This is a genomic window from Kitasatospora sp. NPDC002522, assembly GCF_053595195.1.
On the sequence record NZ_JBSFXE010000023.1, the window covers coordinates 23630 to 37493 of the forward strand.

General features: G+C 71.0%; 18 protein-coding genes. 6 read left to right on the forward strand and 12 right to left on the reverse strand.

What is annotated here, in order from left to right; all coding sequences use genetic code 11:
* Position 1: 1 nt before the first annotated feature.
* The 9 genes from ACWD4U_RS20305 to ACWD4U_RS20345 form a co-directional block, all read right to left on the reverse strand.
* A complete protein-coding gene (locus ACWD4U_RS20305; protein WP_363453804.1) occupies positions 2–541 on the reverse strand; it encodes a hypothetical protein in 540 nt (179 codons plus the stop codon).
* A gap of 140 nt (positions 542–681) precedes the next feature.
* A complete protein-coding gene (locus ACWD4U_RS20310; RefSeq protein WP_363453802.1) occupies positions 682–1113 on the reverse strand; it encodes a gas vesicle protein K in 432 nt (143 codons plus the stop codon).
* On the reverse strand, positions 1110–1349 hold the full coding sequence (locus tag ACWD4U_RS20315; RefSeq protein WP_363453800.1) for a gas vesicle protein: 240 nt from the start codon (positions 1347–1349) through the stop codon (positions 1110–1112). Before ACWD4U_RS20315 ends, ACWD4U_RS20310 begins: the two co-directional genes overlap by 4 nt.
* Positions 1346–2140, reverse strand: coding sequence for a GvpL/GvpF family gas vesicle protein (locus ACWD4U_RS20320; protein WP_363453798.1), 795 nt, complete (start codon positions 2138–2140; stop codon positions 1346–1348). Before ACWD4U_RS20320 ends, ACWD4U_RS20315 begins: the two co-directional genes overlap by 4 nt.
* Positions 2137–2577, reverse strand: a complete 441-nt coding sequence (locus ACWD4U_RS20325) for a gas vesicle protein (RefSeq protein WP_363453796.1) — start codon at positions 2575–2577, stop codon at positions 2137–2139. Before ACWD4U_RS20325 ends, ACWD4U_RS20320 begins: the two co-directional genes overlap by 4 nt.
* 39 nt (positions 2578–2616) lie before the next feature.
* The gene (locus ACWD4U_RS20330; protein WP_363453794.1) at positions 2617–2868 is read right to left on the reverse strand and encodes a gas vesicle protein GvpG; all 252 of its coding nucleotides are present in this window, start codon (positions 2866–2868) and stop codon (positions 2617–2619) included.
* A gap of 13 nt (positions 2869–2881) precedes the next feature.
* A complete protein-coding gene (locus ACWD4U_RS20335; RefSeq protein ID WP_363453792.1) occupies positions 2882–3595 on the reverse strand; it encodes a GvpL/GvpF family gas vesicle protein in 714 nt (237 codons plus the stop codon).
* 1 nt (position 3596) lies between these two features.
* On the reverse strand, positions 3597–4040 hold the full coding sequence (locus tag ACWD4U_RS20340) for a gas vesicle structural protein GvpA (RefSeq protein WP_363453790.1): 444 nt from the start codon (positions 4038–4040) through the stop codon (positions 3597–3599).
* Positions 4041–4111: 71 nt separating this feature from the next.
* Positions 4112–4489, reverse strand: a complete 378-nt coding sequence (locus tag ACWD4U_RS20345) for a gas vesicle protein GvpO (RefSeq protein ID WP_363453788.1) — start codon at positions 4487–4489, stop codon at positions 4112–4114.
* A 463-nt stretch (positions 4490–4952) separates the two neighbouring features.
* Here ACWD4U_RS20345 and ACWD4U_RS20350 point away from each other — a divergent pair, with 463 nt between their 5' ends.
* The 4 genes from ACWD4U_RS20350 (at position 4953) to ACWD4U_RS20365 (ending at position 8842) form a co-directional block, all read left to right on the forward strand.
* Positions 4953–5903, forward strand: coding sequence for a histone protein (locus ACWD4U_RS20350; RefSeq protein ID WP_363453786.1), 951 nt, complete (start codon positions 4953–4955; stop codon positions 5901–5903).
* Between the two features lie 3 nt (positions 5904–5906).
* Positions 5907–6992: an SRPBCC family protein gene (locus ACWD4U_RS20355; protein WP_363453784.1), complete on the forward strand. Its 1086-nt coding sequence runs from the start codon at positions 5907–5909 to the stop codon at positions 6990–6992.
* A gap of 156 nt (positions 6993–7148) precedes the next feature.
* Positions 7149–7322: a CsbD family protein gene (locus tag ACWD4U_RS20360; protein ID WP_363453782.1), complete on the forward strand. Its 174-nt coding sequence runs from the start codon at positions 7149–7151 to the stop codon at positions 7320–7322.
* Between the two features lie 251 nt (positions 7323–7573).
* The gene (locus ACWD4U_RS20365; protein ID WP_363453780.1) at positions 7574–8842 is read left to right on the forward strand and encodes a PP2C family protein-serine/threonine phosphatase; all 1269 of its coding nucleotides are present in this window, start codon (positions 7574–7576) and stop codon (positions 8840–8842) included.
* A gap of 879 nt (positions 8843–9721) precedes the next feature.
* Here the strand turns inward: ACWD4U_RS20365 and ACWD4U_RS20370 are convergent.
* Positions 9722–10729 carry a LysR family transcriptional regulator gene (locus tag ACWD4U_RS20370; RefSeq protein WP_363453778.1) on the reverse strand — a complete coding sequence of 336 codons (1008 nt, stop codon included), beginning with the start codon at positions 10727–10729 and terminating at the stop codon, positions 9722–9724.
* A 108-nt stretch (positions 10730–10837) separates the two neighbouring features.
* Between ACWD4U_RS20370 and ACWD4U_RS20375 the strand changes: the two genes are divergently transcribed.
* The gene (locus ACWD4U_RS20375) at positions 10838–11881 is read left to right on the forward strand and encodes a zinc-dependent alcohol dehydrogenase family protein (RefSeq protein ID WP_363453776.1); all 1044 of its coding nucleotides are present in this window, start codon (positions 10838–10840) and stop codon (positions 11879–11881) included.
* A 174-nt stretch (positions 11882–12055) separates the two neighbouring features.
* Complete coding sequence (locus tag ACWD4U_RS20380; protein ID WP_363453774.1) at positions 12056–12742, forward strand: NAD(P)H-binding protein; 687 nt, start codon at positions 12056–12058, stop codon at positions 12740–12742.
* Between the two features lie 298 nt (positions 12743–13040).
* Here ACWD4U_RS20380 and ACWD4U_RS20385 read toward each other — a convergent pair whose 3' ends face one another.
* On the reverse strand, positions 13041–13325 hold the full coding sequence (locus tag ACWD4U_RS20385) for a hypothetical protein (protein ID WP_363453772.1): 285 nt from the start codon (positions 13323–13325) through the stop codon (positions 13041–13043).
* On the reverse strand, positions 13306–13812 hold the full coding sequence (locus ACWD4U_RS20390; protein WP_363453770.1) for a hypothetical protein: 507 nt from the start codon (positions 13810–13812) through the stop codon (positions 13306–13308). Before ACWD4U_RS20390 ends, ACWD4U_RS20385 begins: the two co-directional genes overlap by 20 nt.
* Positions 13813–13864: the final 52 nt, after the last annotated feature.

Below are 13864 nucleotides of genomic sequence, written 5' to 3' on the forward strand. Positions count from 1 at the left end.
GCTACGGTGCCGGGTTCGAACCGGTGCCGGCCTGCCCGGTGTCAGGCCGCCGGGCCAGCACGGCGCTGCTGACCAGGCGATGCCAGTCGTTGAGTGTGCGCGCCTGCGCGGCGGCCCGTTCGGCGAGGCGGTCCAACTCCTCCTGGTCCAGGCGCTCGTCTCTTGCGGCCACGGCGCGAAGCGCTCGCCACAGCGCGGCTTTGCCCTCGACGCCGGTGCGCAGCGTCTCCAGTTCGATCAGGTCGCTGAGCGGGGAGCGGTGCATGATCGTCCCGTTGGGCTTGAGGCGGCCGAGTCGCTCACCTGCGAGGCCGAGCCAGGTCCGGTAGCGCCGCACGGGCACGCCGAGCCGGTTCATGATCCGGACCAGGTCGTTGCGGTCCTGCTCGATGTCGCGGGCCAGCTGCCACATGTCGTTCGAGCGGGTGCTGCCCGGGTGAGCACGGGCTATGCGGTCCGCGAGCGCAGCGCCGCCGAACGCACCGGTAAGGTGATCATTCAGGTAGACGTGCAGGGGTTCGACCAGGAGTTGGGGCGACACGTCGGCTCCTTCCGGTGGTCGTCGCGGGCGCGCCGAGCAGGCGTGTACGGCGGCTGCGGGCCGGTGACGGCGGGGCACACGGCCCGGCCCATCAATCGTGGCGCGCGGTTCTGAAAGCCGCCCGCCGGCCGTGGCTGCGCTCAGCCGCCCGGCCTGCTCCTTCGCCGGTCGTCGGAGGGCAGGAGCGGCCCCAGCGGTCCCAGATCGAGGTTGAGGTCCTGCATGGTCAGGCCGTACCGGGCGCAGAGCTCGGTCATGCGGTCGTGCAGGGCCATGAGGGTGGCTCCCAGCTCCTCTTCCTGTTCCTCGGTGAGGTCGCCTGCTTCGACGCGGTGGAGTGCCTGGCGTTCCATGAGCTGACGCAGGAGCTCGACGAGGGTGAGGACGAGTCTCATGAGGTCGCGTTCGACGGTTTCGGGGTCGGTGGCGATCCTGCGCGGGGTCGTCCGTGGGGTGCCGCGGCCGGCGGGCGGGTTGTCGTACGCGGTGGCCGGCAGGAGCCGGAAGGCGCGGGCGGCTGCTCGGGCGACTTGGCCGTAGCGATCGGGGTGGTCAGAGCGGCGGGGGGTCATGGCGTCCCCGTTCGCGCGGTGTTGGAAGCGTTCCACGGGGCTGGGTTCTTCTCACTGATGGACACGATGAGGGCGCGCAGCGAGATCCGTACGAGGTCGATGTCGGCGATGGACAGCACGATGTCGCCGGTCAGGACCACTCCACCGCTGAGCAGTCGGTCCAGCAGGTCGATGAGGGCGACCTGCTGCTGTGGCAGAGGCGTCCTGGAGCGGTCCGGGCCGTTTTTGATGCTCACGACGGGCTGTCGGGGTCGGGGAGGGCGGCGAAGGAGTAGGGGGCCCAGGGGCCGGTGACGTCGACGCGCACGCCGGTGAGGCCGTCGGTGCAGCGCATGGCCTCGTCGCGGAAGGCTCGGAGGTGGTCGACGGGCACGAGGTAGGCGTCATTGCTGACGTTCCCTCCTGGCCCTGTGGCCAACTCGCCTTCCTGGATGCGGTGGTGGGCCCGTTCCACGGCGTGGGCACGGGCGGCCGCGGCGATCCGCTCGGCTGCCAACACCGCGGCGTGGTGGGCGTCGTTGCGTGCATGCTGCTCGGTGCGGCGTCGGCGCAGGTAGGCGCGCCCCGGGCTGAGCGCCGGAGCAGGGGGAGTCGGCGCCGGGGGCGTGGTGAGGTCGACGTAGAGCTTGACGCCCAGCTCGACATGCCCGGTCAGGCGGTCCAACCTCTCCAGGAGGAGTGCGTGCCGGACCTGGAGCATGTCGCGTACCCGGTTTTCGTCGAGGTAGACCGTCGCCAGACGGAGGGGGAGGACGGTGGTGCGGGCGGCCAGCGCCTCGATGACCCCGTGGTGGGCGCGGGCGAGGGCTTCGAGCCATGCGAGGTCCTCGAAGTGTGCACGCAGTGCCGTCTCGCGAAAGTCGTCGTCGGGGACGGAGCTGACGACGGCCACCAGATCGGCGTCAAGGCGGGAGGGCACGACGTGGACGGGGGAGCCGGCGACGCCGGTGACGGCGTCGAGGTCCGCGGCCAGGCCCGTGCTGGGGCGCGCGACGGCGTAGACGTAGGACAGCGAGGTGGCGCTCATGTGCCACCTCGGGTGGAGCCGGGGTCCGCGGAGGGCCGCTTCGTCGGGCGCGCCGAGCGGCGCGGCGCGGGCTTCTCTTCGGGCTCGTCAGCGGGCGGCAGCGCGGCGTTCGCGCCCAGCGTCTCGAGCTGTTCGCGCAGCCGCCGGTTTTCTTCCTCGAGGGCGGACGGGCCTTCGCCGGCACGGGAGGACAGGGAGGGGTCGTGCTCCCACCAGTCGATTCCCATCTCCTTGGCCTTGTCCACGGAGGCGATCAGCAGGCGCAGTTTGATGGTGAGCAGCTCGATGTCGAGGAGGTTGATCTGGATGTCGCCGGCGATGACGATCCCCTTGTCCAGGACGCGTTCCAGGATGTCGGCGAGGTTGGCGGAGGACGGCTCGGAGGGCGCGGACCTGGAAGGGAGGGAACCGAGGCGGTTGGCAATGGGATCACTCACGGGGGGCCTCTCTCCTTCGCTCGTCGGTCGACCGCGAGGTCACCGGCCTCGGCGCTGGGCGTGGGCCCTGATCTCGTCGAGACGGTCGAGGAGTTCGTCCTCGCGCCGGTCGAACGTCTCCTCGTCGATCTGCCCGGCCAGGAGCGCCTTCTCGAGTTCGGCGAGTTCCGTTTCGACGGGCGCGGGATCGTAGTACTCGTACTCAGCGGTCTCGACGACGCGCTCAAGCACCCAGACGGTGCCGCGCACGGGGGCCAGCGGAAGGGTGAGGATCTGGGTGATCAGGCCCATGGTTCGGCGTCCTTCACACGAAGCTGTAAGCGGGCAGGGGGCCGTTCAGCCGCAGGTCGAAGTCTTCGCCGAGTTCGCTGGTGAGGTTCTTGCCCGCAGCGAGGAACGGCTCCCGGTGGTCGTGATCCACCAGGAACGAGATGTTCAGGAAGTCGTTCCCGGTGGGCTCGGACGTCCGCTGCCGGCGGGTGTGGGGGCGCAGCGCGTCGGTGACCTCGGCGGCCAGCGCCCGATGGCGGGCCTGGACCTCCTTGGCGACGAGTTCGCCGAGGGCGAGCGCCAGGTCGGGCGTCCGGTCGCCGGCTCTGATCTCGTCGTTGAGCTGTCTGGCCCGGGAGGACTCTAGCAGGATCTGGCGAAGGAGGGCCTCCTCGTCGACGGCCGCCTTGAGGTGGTACTCGACGCAGCCTTCCAGGTCCGCCAGTCGCTGAAGGTACTCGTCGCGGCGCTGCTCCAAAGCCGCGCGCACGGCGTCGTCGTCGGGTGCGGTGAGGCCGAAGCGGAGCGGCAGGACCGTGCCGTCGGCCATGAGACGATCCTGGACGGTCTGATGGGCCAACAGGTCGCGGCGCTTGGGCCGCAGCTCCTCGGGTGCGTCGCTGACGACGGCGCACAGTGGTCCGGCGTCCACGGTGCGCAGTGCCGAGGGATCGGGTCCCACGCCGGCCAGGCCTTCCAGGTGGCGCGGGTGGTCGGCGGCGGTGATGGAGTACACGTAGACGGCCATGTCACTCCTCCCGTCGCCTGGTGGGCCGGCGAGCAGGCCGGGTCCGCTTCGGCGCGGGCTCCTTCTCCTCGTCGTCCTCGTCGCTGTCGCGTCCGAGATGCAGGGAGTCGGTGACGGCTTCGACGGCGCCGCTCAGTGCGCCCTTGCTCTTTCCGCGTGCGCCGCCCTCGGTGACCTCGCCGACGATGTCCGTGAGCTGGGTCGGGGCTTTGCGTCCGGATTCCAAGTCGAGGCGGTTGCACGCCTCGGCGAAACGCAGATAGGTGTCGACGCTGGCGATCACGATGCGGACGTCGATCTTCAGGATCTCGATGCCGACCAGGGAGACCCGGATGAACACGTCGATCACGAGACCGCGGTCGAGGATCAGCTCGATAACGTCGTAGAGACTTCCGGTGTTTCCGCTGCGGGAAACACCGCCTGCGCCTTGCGGCACCACAGTCACGGTGCCTCCCTTCGCCGTCCGCCGCCGCGGTGAGCGCCAAGGCGTTCGCTTCGGATGCGACGCGGGTGTTGTCAGGTCGGCCGGTCGATCTGACCACGGGTGTAGCGGCGGATCCGCTCGTAGGACTGCAGATCGCCGTCCTTGTCGAGAGTGACCCGGTAGCTGGCCAACACACTCGTCGTCTCGGGAATGCGCTCCAGCTCCACCACCTCCACGTCGGCCTGCCAGCCGTCATCGATGGGCTTCAGCGCCGACACCGACTCGGGAACGCGACCGAGGAGCTCGGCCAGTTGTTCCGCTGCGGTGCGCATCGCCTCTGCGGCCGACACGTGGCGCCGGGAGCGTCGGGGCTCCGCACCCTCCGTCCGACGGGGAGCGCCGCTGCGGGGTCGGACGGGGCGCGCGCCAGCCTTCGTCGGCCTCGTGTCGTCGTCCTCGTCCGCGGCCATGCTCTCTCTCCGAATCGGAGACGCTCTCACGCCAAGCGGATGCCCGATATGTCCCCATGCTAACTGCCCTGCTGCTGACGAAATCCGGGCGCGCGGCCAAGGGGCGGGACGCGCCGTCCACCGTCACGCGCGACCGACCGGTCCTCACGGCAGGTCGTAGGCATCGAAGTCACCGCCCTGGGTACGCGTGAACGGCGTACAGCGCCAGACTGGAAGCGTGGGAGTCCGTCTCGGCCTCCCACAAGCGGCGACTGCCTGCACGCCCGGAGCGGCCTCGTCTGGACGCGGCGATGGCCGCACCCGACGACGTGCTGCGAATGGGCGCCGACCTCACACGTCGCGCGGCCCGGGTGGGCTCACAGGAGTCCGGCGTACGGCAGCGTCCGGAATACGGCATCAGATTGGCCCCCCCTTTGCTGGTGCCGAGCCCTCCAGAAGGGGTAAGCGCCAGGAAGGGAGAATCATGAAGGACACCACCAAGGTAGCCCTGGCAGCCGCCGTGGCGGGCGGGTACGTGCTCGGGCGTGCGAAGAAGGGACGCCTCGCGTTCGCCGCCGCCACCTATCTGGCGGGGCGCCGGTTCGGGTTGGACCCCCGCCAACTCGCCACACAAGGCCTGCGCAAGCTCAGCGAGGTCCCCCAGGTCGCGGAGCTGAACGAACAGGTCCGCGGCGAACTGCTGCAGACGGGCAAGAAGGCCCTCGCAGCAGCTGCCGACCGCCGTATCGGCGAGTTCGCCGACACTCTGCGCGAGCGCACCCTCAATGTCGGCAAGCCCAAGCCGGACGAGGGCCGGGAGGACGAGGACGAGGACGAGGACTCGGGCGAGGACGAGTACGAGTCGGCGGAAGACGAGGACTACGCGGAGGAGCCCGAGGCTGACGAAGAACCGGAGGATGACGAAGAAGAGGTATACGAGGAGCCGGAAGGCGACGAAGAGCCCGAGGAAGAAGCGGAGGAACCCGAGAGCACCCGCCCGGCCAGGTCGGCACGCAGGCGCCGCACCGCGTCCGCCGCTGAAGAGCCGGAGGACGAGCCGCGCCCGGCCAGGTCGTCGCGCTCGCGTCGCAGCGCGCCAGCCGCCGACGAGCGGCCGCGGTCCTCCCGCGCAGCAGCCAGCCGGTCCGCGCCCAAGGCTGCTGCTCGCAAGCCCACCAAGGAGGCTGCGGCACCGGCGAAGAAGGCAGCCCCGGCGGCGAAGAAGGCGCCCTCCAAGAGTGCTCCCGCTGCCAAGCGGGCACCGGCCCGCTCCACGGCCTCGAAGACCGCCACGGCCAAGCCCGCGGGCAAGAAGGCGGCGGCACCGGCCAAGAAGGCGCCCGCCAAGAAGGCACCGGCCAAGAAGGCACCGGCAAAGAAGGCCGCTGCGAGCAAGAGCACCGCCACGTCATCGACTCGCACTCGGCGGAGGTGAGCCATGGCTGCCACCGACGAGAAGTCCTCCGAGATGTCCGGCGTCGATCGACTGCGCGAGGAGGCCGTCAACTACCTTGGCGCCCAGCTCGAGCACCTCGTCGAGAAGGCCGGTGACAAGGTCTCAGATCTCACCGGCACCCTCGGCGACGTCATCGAGAACGGCGGCGTCCTGCCCAAGACGGGTGCCCGCGTCCTCCAGGGCGATTCACCGGTCAAGGCGTTCATCGGAGAGAAGGCCAAAAGCGTCAAGGACAACGTCGTCGACAAGGTCAAAGGCGCCTTCGGCGGGGGCGGCAAGCCCGGCCGCAAGGCCGGCAAGAAGACGATGAACATCATCGAGACCGCGGACGTCGGGGTACCTGTGCGCACGGCCTACGACCACTGGACCCAGTACGAGGACTTCAGCGGCTTCGCCAAGGGTGTCCAAAGCGTTTCCCAGGGCGATGAGGTGACCACCGACTGGAAGGTCAAGGTCGGACCCTCCAAGCGCAGCTACAAGGCGACCGTCCAGGAACAGGTGCCGGATGAGCGCATCGTGTGGACCTCCGAAGGTGCCAAGGGCAGCACCCGCGGAGCCGTGAGTTTCCACGAACTCACCCCGACCCTGACCCGCATCGTCCTGGTCGTCGAGTACTACCCCAGCGGATTCTTCGAGAAGACCGGCAACATCTGGCGTGCCCAGGGCCGACGCCTACGCCTGGACTTCAAGAACTTCCAGCGGCACGTCTCCCTCACGAACGACGAGGCAGAGGGCTGGCGCGGCGAAATCCGCGACGGCGAGGTCGTCCGCACCCACGACGAAGCCATGGAGGAGGAAGAAGCCGCCCGGGACGACCAGCCAGAGGACGACGACTACGACGACGAGGACCAGTACGAGGAGGACGGCGAGCCCGAGGACGAAGACGACTACGACGACGCTGAGGAGACCGGGTACGACGAGGAGGAGGGCGGGGAACCCGAAGCCGAGGACGAGGGCGAGGAGGACGAGGGCGAGTACGAGGGCGAGTACGAGTACGAGGACGACGAAGCGCCGGAAGACGAGGAAGAAGAGGCCGACGACGGTCGCCGCGAGGGCCGGTACCGGTGAGTCGGGTGGGCCGGTTTGTTGGCCGCGGCTTCCGGGCGGAGTCACCTGGGGCTGCCGGTCCGAGGGGGAGGTGAAGTCGACGGGCCCTGCGGCGATTAGATGCGGCTGTGCGGGTAGACGCGCGAGGGACAGAAGCCTTTGTACGAGGAGGACCGCATGGGTGCAGCAAAGAAGGTCAAGCACACGGCGAAGACCGCCAAGGGAAAGGCCAAGGAGGCGACCGGGAAAGCCGTCGGGAACGAGAGCCTCGTCGTGAAGGGCAAGGCCGAACAGATCAAGGGCGACTTGTCGCAGGCCGGCCAGAAGACGAAGGACGCGCTGAAGCACTAGCGCGTCGTCGGCCCCGATCCTCCGGGCCCAAGGGCGCCGCCGGCGTTCGCCGAACACGGCGAAACACCGGCGGCGTCTGCCGTCCTCCCGTGCTTTCGGGGCGACAGAGCCTTCCGGCCATTACGACCGCCGGTGGGCACCGCACCGGACGGCGGGAACGGCACCCAGTCGGGGAGCCGGCGCGCGACGTCCGGCTTCGGCGGCAGCGTGCCGGTCTCCTGCTGCACCCTGGTGAGCGGCACAATGACCAGGTGAGGCGAGCGCAGGTGAAGAAGGGGACCGAGAAGAGCGGACAGGCGGTCCAGGACTTCGACTTGGGAACGGTACTCGCCGACGTGGTGGCTGCCGCCCACCGCCTCGCGCCGGGGGAAATTCCGGCGCTGGTGCAGGACACCGCCGTGCGGCTGGGACTGTCGCAGGCGAGCGTGTACATCGCGGACCTGCAGCAGCGTGAACTGGTCGCGCTGCCCACGCCGGCGCAGGTTCAGATCCTCGTCCGGGGGCTGCCTGCGGGGCTGGAGGCCCTTCCGGTGGACGCCTCGCTCGCCGGTCACGCCTACCGGACGGAGACATTGCAGGTAGCCGCGGGCGGTGGGGACCCTTCCGGCGCGCTCGGCTGGCTGCCGTTGGTGGACGGCATCGGGCGCCTGGGCGTGCTGCGGGTGGCTGCCCCGGAACTCGACGGCCCGCTGCTGGAGCGGTGCCAGACCCTGGCCGGCCTGACGGCCATGATCCTCGCGTCCAAGCAATACACCAGCGATGTCCTGGCACAGACCGCGCGCAGTCGTCCGATGAGCCTGCAGGCGGAACTGCTCTGGGCGTTCGTGCCGCCGAGGACCATCGGCACTGCCGCGGTGACCTCGTCCGCCGTCCTTGAGCCGGCCTACGAGGTCGGTGGTGACGCCTTCGACCACAGCCTGGCCGGCACCCGCCTGCACCTGGCCCTGTTGGACGCCATGGGCCACGACCTCGCCTCCGGCGGCTGCAGCGCGGTCGCGCTGGCCGCGTGCCGCTCCACGCGCCGCGCCGGCGGCGGCTTGGTAGACATCGCCGAGCAGATCGACCAGACGCTGGCACGCTGGATCCCCGAGCGGCTGCTGACCTGCGTTCTCGCCAACCTCGACACGGCCAACGGCCGACTCGACTGGGTCAACTGCGGCCACCCGGCTCCGCTGCTGATCCGCGGCCGCCGCATTGTGACCGGCGCCCTCGAACGCACCCCGCACCCGCCGCTCGGAATCAACAGCCCCGGCCTGCCCGCACCGCAGACTCACACCGCCCGCCTCCAGCCCGGAGACCGAGTGTTGATGTTCACCGACGGCGTCACCGAGGCCCGCTCGCCCACCGGAGACCTGTTCGGCGAGGAACGCCTCGCCGAGACCGTCGTGCGCGCCATGGCCGACGGCCTGCCCGCGCCCGAGGCGCTGCGCCGCCTCATCCAGCAGATCACGCTCCACCAGGACCAGCGGCTGCGCGACGACGCCACCATCGTCCTCGCCGAGTGGCACCCTCACCGCTGATCCTGACTACGTGCCACCACCGCCTGGCACACGGGCGGTCTGCGGAGCCTGCGAGGAGGTGGCGGTAGCGAGGCAGTGCGCGCGTCCGCACGGCGCGCCTGCAAGAGCCCGGAGCCGGCCGAACTCCTCTGAGAACGGAACGGCGAACGGCTGATCGTGTACGTGGTGCCGGACGCGGGCAGCCCTGCGGTGCCCCGGAGGACGCGGCGTTCACCAGGGACCCAGGAGGGAGCACGCACTCTGTGCAGCCGTTGCCGTTGTCCTCGACACAACGCTGGTGGGCATCCGCGAGCTGTTCCAGGAACCCACCGTCGCCGACGCCAGGCACCACGCACCATGCACCAGACGGTCGGGACCTTCGACGCGGGTCGAGGTCTGCAGGACGCCGCGCGGTCGGGCTCGCCGGGCCCCTGGAGGGTGAACATCTGGTGACCGAGCCTCCTTGGGGATGGGCCATGAGCGAGAGTGGGGCCCAGAGCCGGCTGGGTGGCCGTCTGTCGGGAGGACTCCGGAGGCCCATCGCTCTCTACGGCGTGCTCGCTGGCCGCGCTGTCGACCGCCGACGCGAGGGTGCGACGGACACTCCGCATTACCAGATCCACCTGGTGGACGAGGACTTCAGGCACTCGGTGACGGAGCTGCTAACTCCTGCCGCCGCCGGGTGACGGGGTGCCCTCCCGGCAGGGCACCGCAACGCTGGACTTCGTGTTGGACCGTCAGGTCCTGCACGTGATCGGGGACCCGCAGGCGGTGCCACGTCTTCGGCCAGCGGTGGCCGGCCGAGGTGGGCAGGCCGGACAAGGCGTTCGGCTTCGAGTCGGGCAAACGGTGTGTATGACGTGCACATGAACCAGGGCCCGGTCGGCGGCGGGGCTTGAGCTAACCCCCTGGTCGAGAAGTGGCGGGGGACGATGGCGCCGTTGAAGTTCGCCGCTGGTGGTCGTCATTCCCCGCCTGCTGCTCTCCTGTCTCCGTTGCGCCTGGCGCGCTGTCGAGATCACGAAGTGCGGCGAGGCCGGCAGCGATCGCAGGTTCGTGTACCGTGCCGGGCCGGACGGCGGTCTCGATCGTGCGGGCGAGAGTGCTGTCCGTCACCGGCCACGCCGCCAGCACCGGCGGGAGGCGGACTGCCGCCATGCGGGGGATGAGGACGGTGTGGCCGCCGCTCGCTGCGAGGGCGATCATCGCGGAGAAGTCGGTGCAGGTGTGGCGGATCTGCGGAGTGAAGCCGGCTGACCGGCAAGCCTGGAGGACCGCGTCCCCGCAGGCTGTCTGCGGCGGGGCGATGATCCACTGGGTGTCTGTGAGATCCCGCAGTTCGATCGGGATCCTCTCGGGGTGGGCCGCCGGGTGGTCGTTCCGCAGCACCGCCACAAGTGGATCGGTCCGCAGGGCGAGAGTCTCCACGCCGGCGGGCGGCGGTGTGGCGAGGTTGGCGTAGCGGTAGAGCAGTGCGATGTCGACGCGGCGCTGGAGCAGCAGCCGCACGGCGGTTTCCGGTTCGGCCTCGGTGATGTGCAGCCGCAGGTTCCCGTGGGCGCTCGCCAGGGCTTCGCCGAGCGGGACGGCCAAGGGGGCGAGGGCGCTGGGGAAGCAGGCGACGTGGAGGGGACCGGTCGGCTCCTGCGAGGCGGCATGCAGCCGGTCCTGGGCCTGTTCGAGAGCGGTGAGCACGTGCTCGGTGTCGTCGGCCAGCTGCCGACCGGCGGCGGTGAGGTGGACGGAGCGACCGGTGCGTTCCAGCAGCCGGGTCGCGGTCTCGTCCTCCAGCAGCCGTAGCTGCTGCGAGACGGCAGAGGGCGTGACGCCGTGGAGCTCGGCCACCGCGGTCACGGTGCCGTGGACGGCCAGGTCGCGGAGCAGGATGAGTCGTCGAACATCGAGCATTAGTTCATCTTAAACCGGTGATGTAGGGAATGTAGCTGGACGTGGGGACAGGTTCCCGGCGACGCTGACTGTCCCGGCCCGAACCCCCGAGCAGTGCAGGAGAACTCCGTGCGTGCCACCGTGATCCACGGCCCCAACGACATCCGAATCGAGGAGGTGCCCGACCCGGTCGTCCGGCACCCCACCGACGCGGTGGTCCGCGTGGTGAACGCCTGCATCTGCGGCAGCGACCTGTGGGCGTACCGGGGTGTGGCCTCCCGCACGGCCGGCCAGCGGATCGGCCACGAGTTCCTCGGCATCGTCGAGGCGGTCGGCTTCGAGGTGCGGGACTTCCGCCCCGGCGACTTCGTGGTCGCCCCGTTCGTGTGGTCGGACGGCACCTGCGACTACTGCCGTGAGGGACTGCACACCTCCTGCCCGCATGGTGGGTTCTGGGGTGAGGTCGGCTCGGACGGCGGGCAGGGCGAGGCGGTCCGGGTGCCGTTCGCGGACGGCACCCTGGTGCAGCTGCCGAAGGAGACCGCCGGCGAGGAGAAGCTGCTGCCCGGCCTGCTCGCCCTCTCCGACGTGATGAGCACCGGTCACCACGCCGCGGTCGCCGCCCAGGTCCGGCCGGGCGCCACCGTTGCGGTGGTCGGCGACGGCGCGGTCGGCCTGTGCGGCGTGCTCGCCGCCCGGCGGCTCGGCGCTGACCGGATCATCGCGTTGGGCCGGCACGACCAGCGCACTGCGATCGCCCGCTCGTTCGGCGCCACCGACGTGGTCGCAGATCGCGGCGACGCCGCGATCGAGGCGGTCAAGGAGCTGACCGGCGGTCAGGGCGCGCACGCCGTCCTGGAGGCCGTCGGCACCGAGGAGTCCATGCGCACCGCCCTCTCGATCGCCCGCGACGGCGGCGCGGTCGGCTACGTCGGCGTGCCGCACGGCGGCAGCGCAGGTGTCGACATCGGCCAGATGTTCGGCCGCAACGTCTCGCTGGGCGGCGGCGTGGCCCCGGCCCGCGCCTACATCCCCGAGCTGCTTCCGGACGTCCTGTCCGGCGCGATCGACCCGGGCCTGGTCTTCGATCGCACCGTCGACCTCGACGGGGTGCCCGGCGGGTACGACGCGATGGACAACCGCACCGCACTGAAGGTCCGTATCGCCTTCTGAGCCCGGTCTGCCACGACGGGCTCGGGTCGGCGCCAGACCGGCCCGCCGCACTCGACCGGCTCGCTGCAGCAGCGGCTGCCAAGTCCACGTCGGCGATCTCAGCCGGCCGGACGCCTGGACGTCAGCACCCGTCCGGTGGAGACCGCACCGCCATGTCCGTTGGAGGAGAGTTTCATGAAGATCGTGATCGCAGGTGGCCACGGCCAGATCGCCCGGCGCCTGAGTCGACTGCTCGCTGCGCGCGGCGACACCGTCGTCGGAATCGTTCGCAACCCGGACCACAGCAGCGACCTGCTGGCGGACGGCGCGCAGCCCGCGGTCCGCGACCTCGAGCAGGCATCGTGCGAGGACGTCGTTGCGATCCTGTCCGGGGCTGATGCCGTGGTCTTCGCCGCCGGGGCCGGGCCGGGCAGCGGCGCTGCCCGCAAGCACACCGTCGACCACCGGGCCGCGGTCCTTCTCGCCGACGCCGCGCTGCGGGCCGGGGTCCGGCGGTATGTGATGGTCTCCACCCGCGGTGCGGGCAGCCCACCCCCAGACCATGCCGACGGAGTGTGGGCCGCCTACGTGAACGCCAAGACCGCCGCGGACGACCATCTGATGGCCCAGGACCTCGACTGGACCGTGCTGCGACCGGCCGCCCTCACGAACGAGCCGGGCGTCGGCACCGTTCGACTCACCGCTGAGCGGAGTGTCGGCCAGGTCACCCGCGACGACGTTGCCCGGGTGCTGGTTGCGTTGCTCGACACCTCCGCCGCGGCTGGCCTCGTCCTGGAGCTCGCCGAAGGACCCGACCCGGTCGCTGATGCGGTGTCACATGCCGCGAAGGCTCGTATAGGACAGCCTGCACCGCGCTGGTAGACCCGGCACTACCACCCCGGCCCCGGTCATCGTGGTGCCGTTGGTGGGTGCGAGCGGACACCTTGGCCGCTGCCCGCTGCCCGACCGCTGCCGGAAGCGAGCGCGACGGCAGGCGCCACCAGCCGTGCCCTAACTCCCTTCGCGTTCAGGGCAGTAGGGGAGTGATGATCCGTCGCCACGGGGTCACGACGCGCACTCTCGAGCCTCCGGAGTCGGGCAGGAGAGGTGCTCGCCGGCGGTGGGCCGGCCGTGGAATCGGGGAGCGTGAGATCAGCTCTCCTGCCGCCGATCCCGCCCGTCACGGTGGCGGCCCGGACCCGGATTCTCGTTCCTCGCCCGGGTGGGGGCGGGGGCGTCCGAGGGCTGTGGCGGCGGGCGCCGCGGTCGGGGTCGGGGTGGGTGGGGGCCAGGGATCGGTGGCGAGGGTGCGGCGGATCGCCGCGAGCCGGGCCAGGTGGGCGTCGGTGGCGGCGAGCGTCGCGGCGCCCTGTTGCCGGATCCGGTGCTCGAGGGCGGCGAGTCGGTTGTCGATGTGCTCCCAGGGGTCCTGGGCGATCGCGGGATCAGGCGCGTCGTTGGTCACTGTCCTGGCGGAGGCGGTCGGTGTGGAGGGCGAGATCGTCGAGGCGGGTGGCGAGGCCGGAATGGGTGCTGCCGAGGTGGGGGCGTATGTCGGCCAGTGGCGCCATCAGGGCGGCCGGGTCGGTGGAGCCGAGCGCGGTGGTGAGCGCGGTGAGCGCCGGACGGGCCCGGGGTGGGAGGCCGGGGGTGGCGATGATCTGGGCGGCGAGCACGCGCAGCGCGGCGCCGTGGTCGCGGGCCCAGGCCGCGATGGCGCGCTCGGCCGCTCGGCGGTCGCGCACGGCCTTGACCCGTTCGGCACCGGTCTCCGGATCGGCCGAGGCGCCGCCCGGGGGGCGCAGGCGCAGGTAGCGGTTCTCGGCGGCCTGGCGGCTGGCGACGCCCATCGGGAGGGCGAGGTCGGCCCAGGTCGCACCGGCGGCGCGGGCAGTCTCCACCAGCGGGGCCTCCCAGTCGGCGAGCTGGGCCCGCAGCTCTCGCAGCAGCACCAGGGCGGCCAGGGCCTGTTCCGCATCAGCCTGCTCGCCGCGCTGTTCGGGG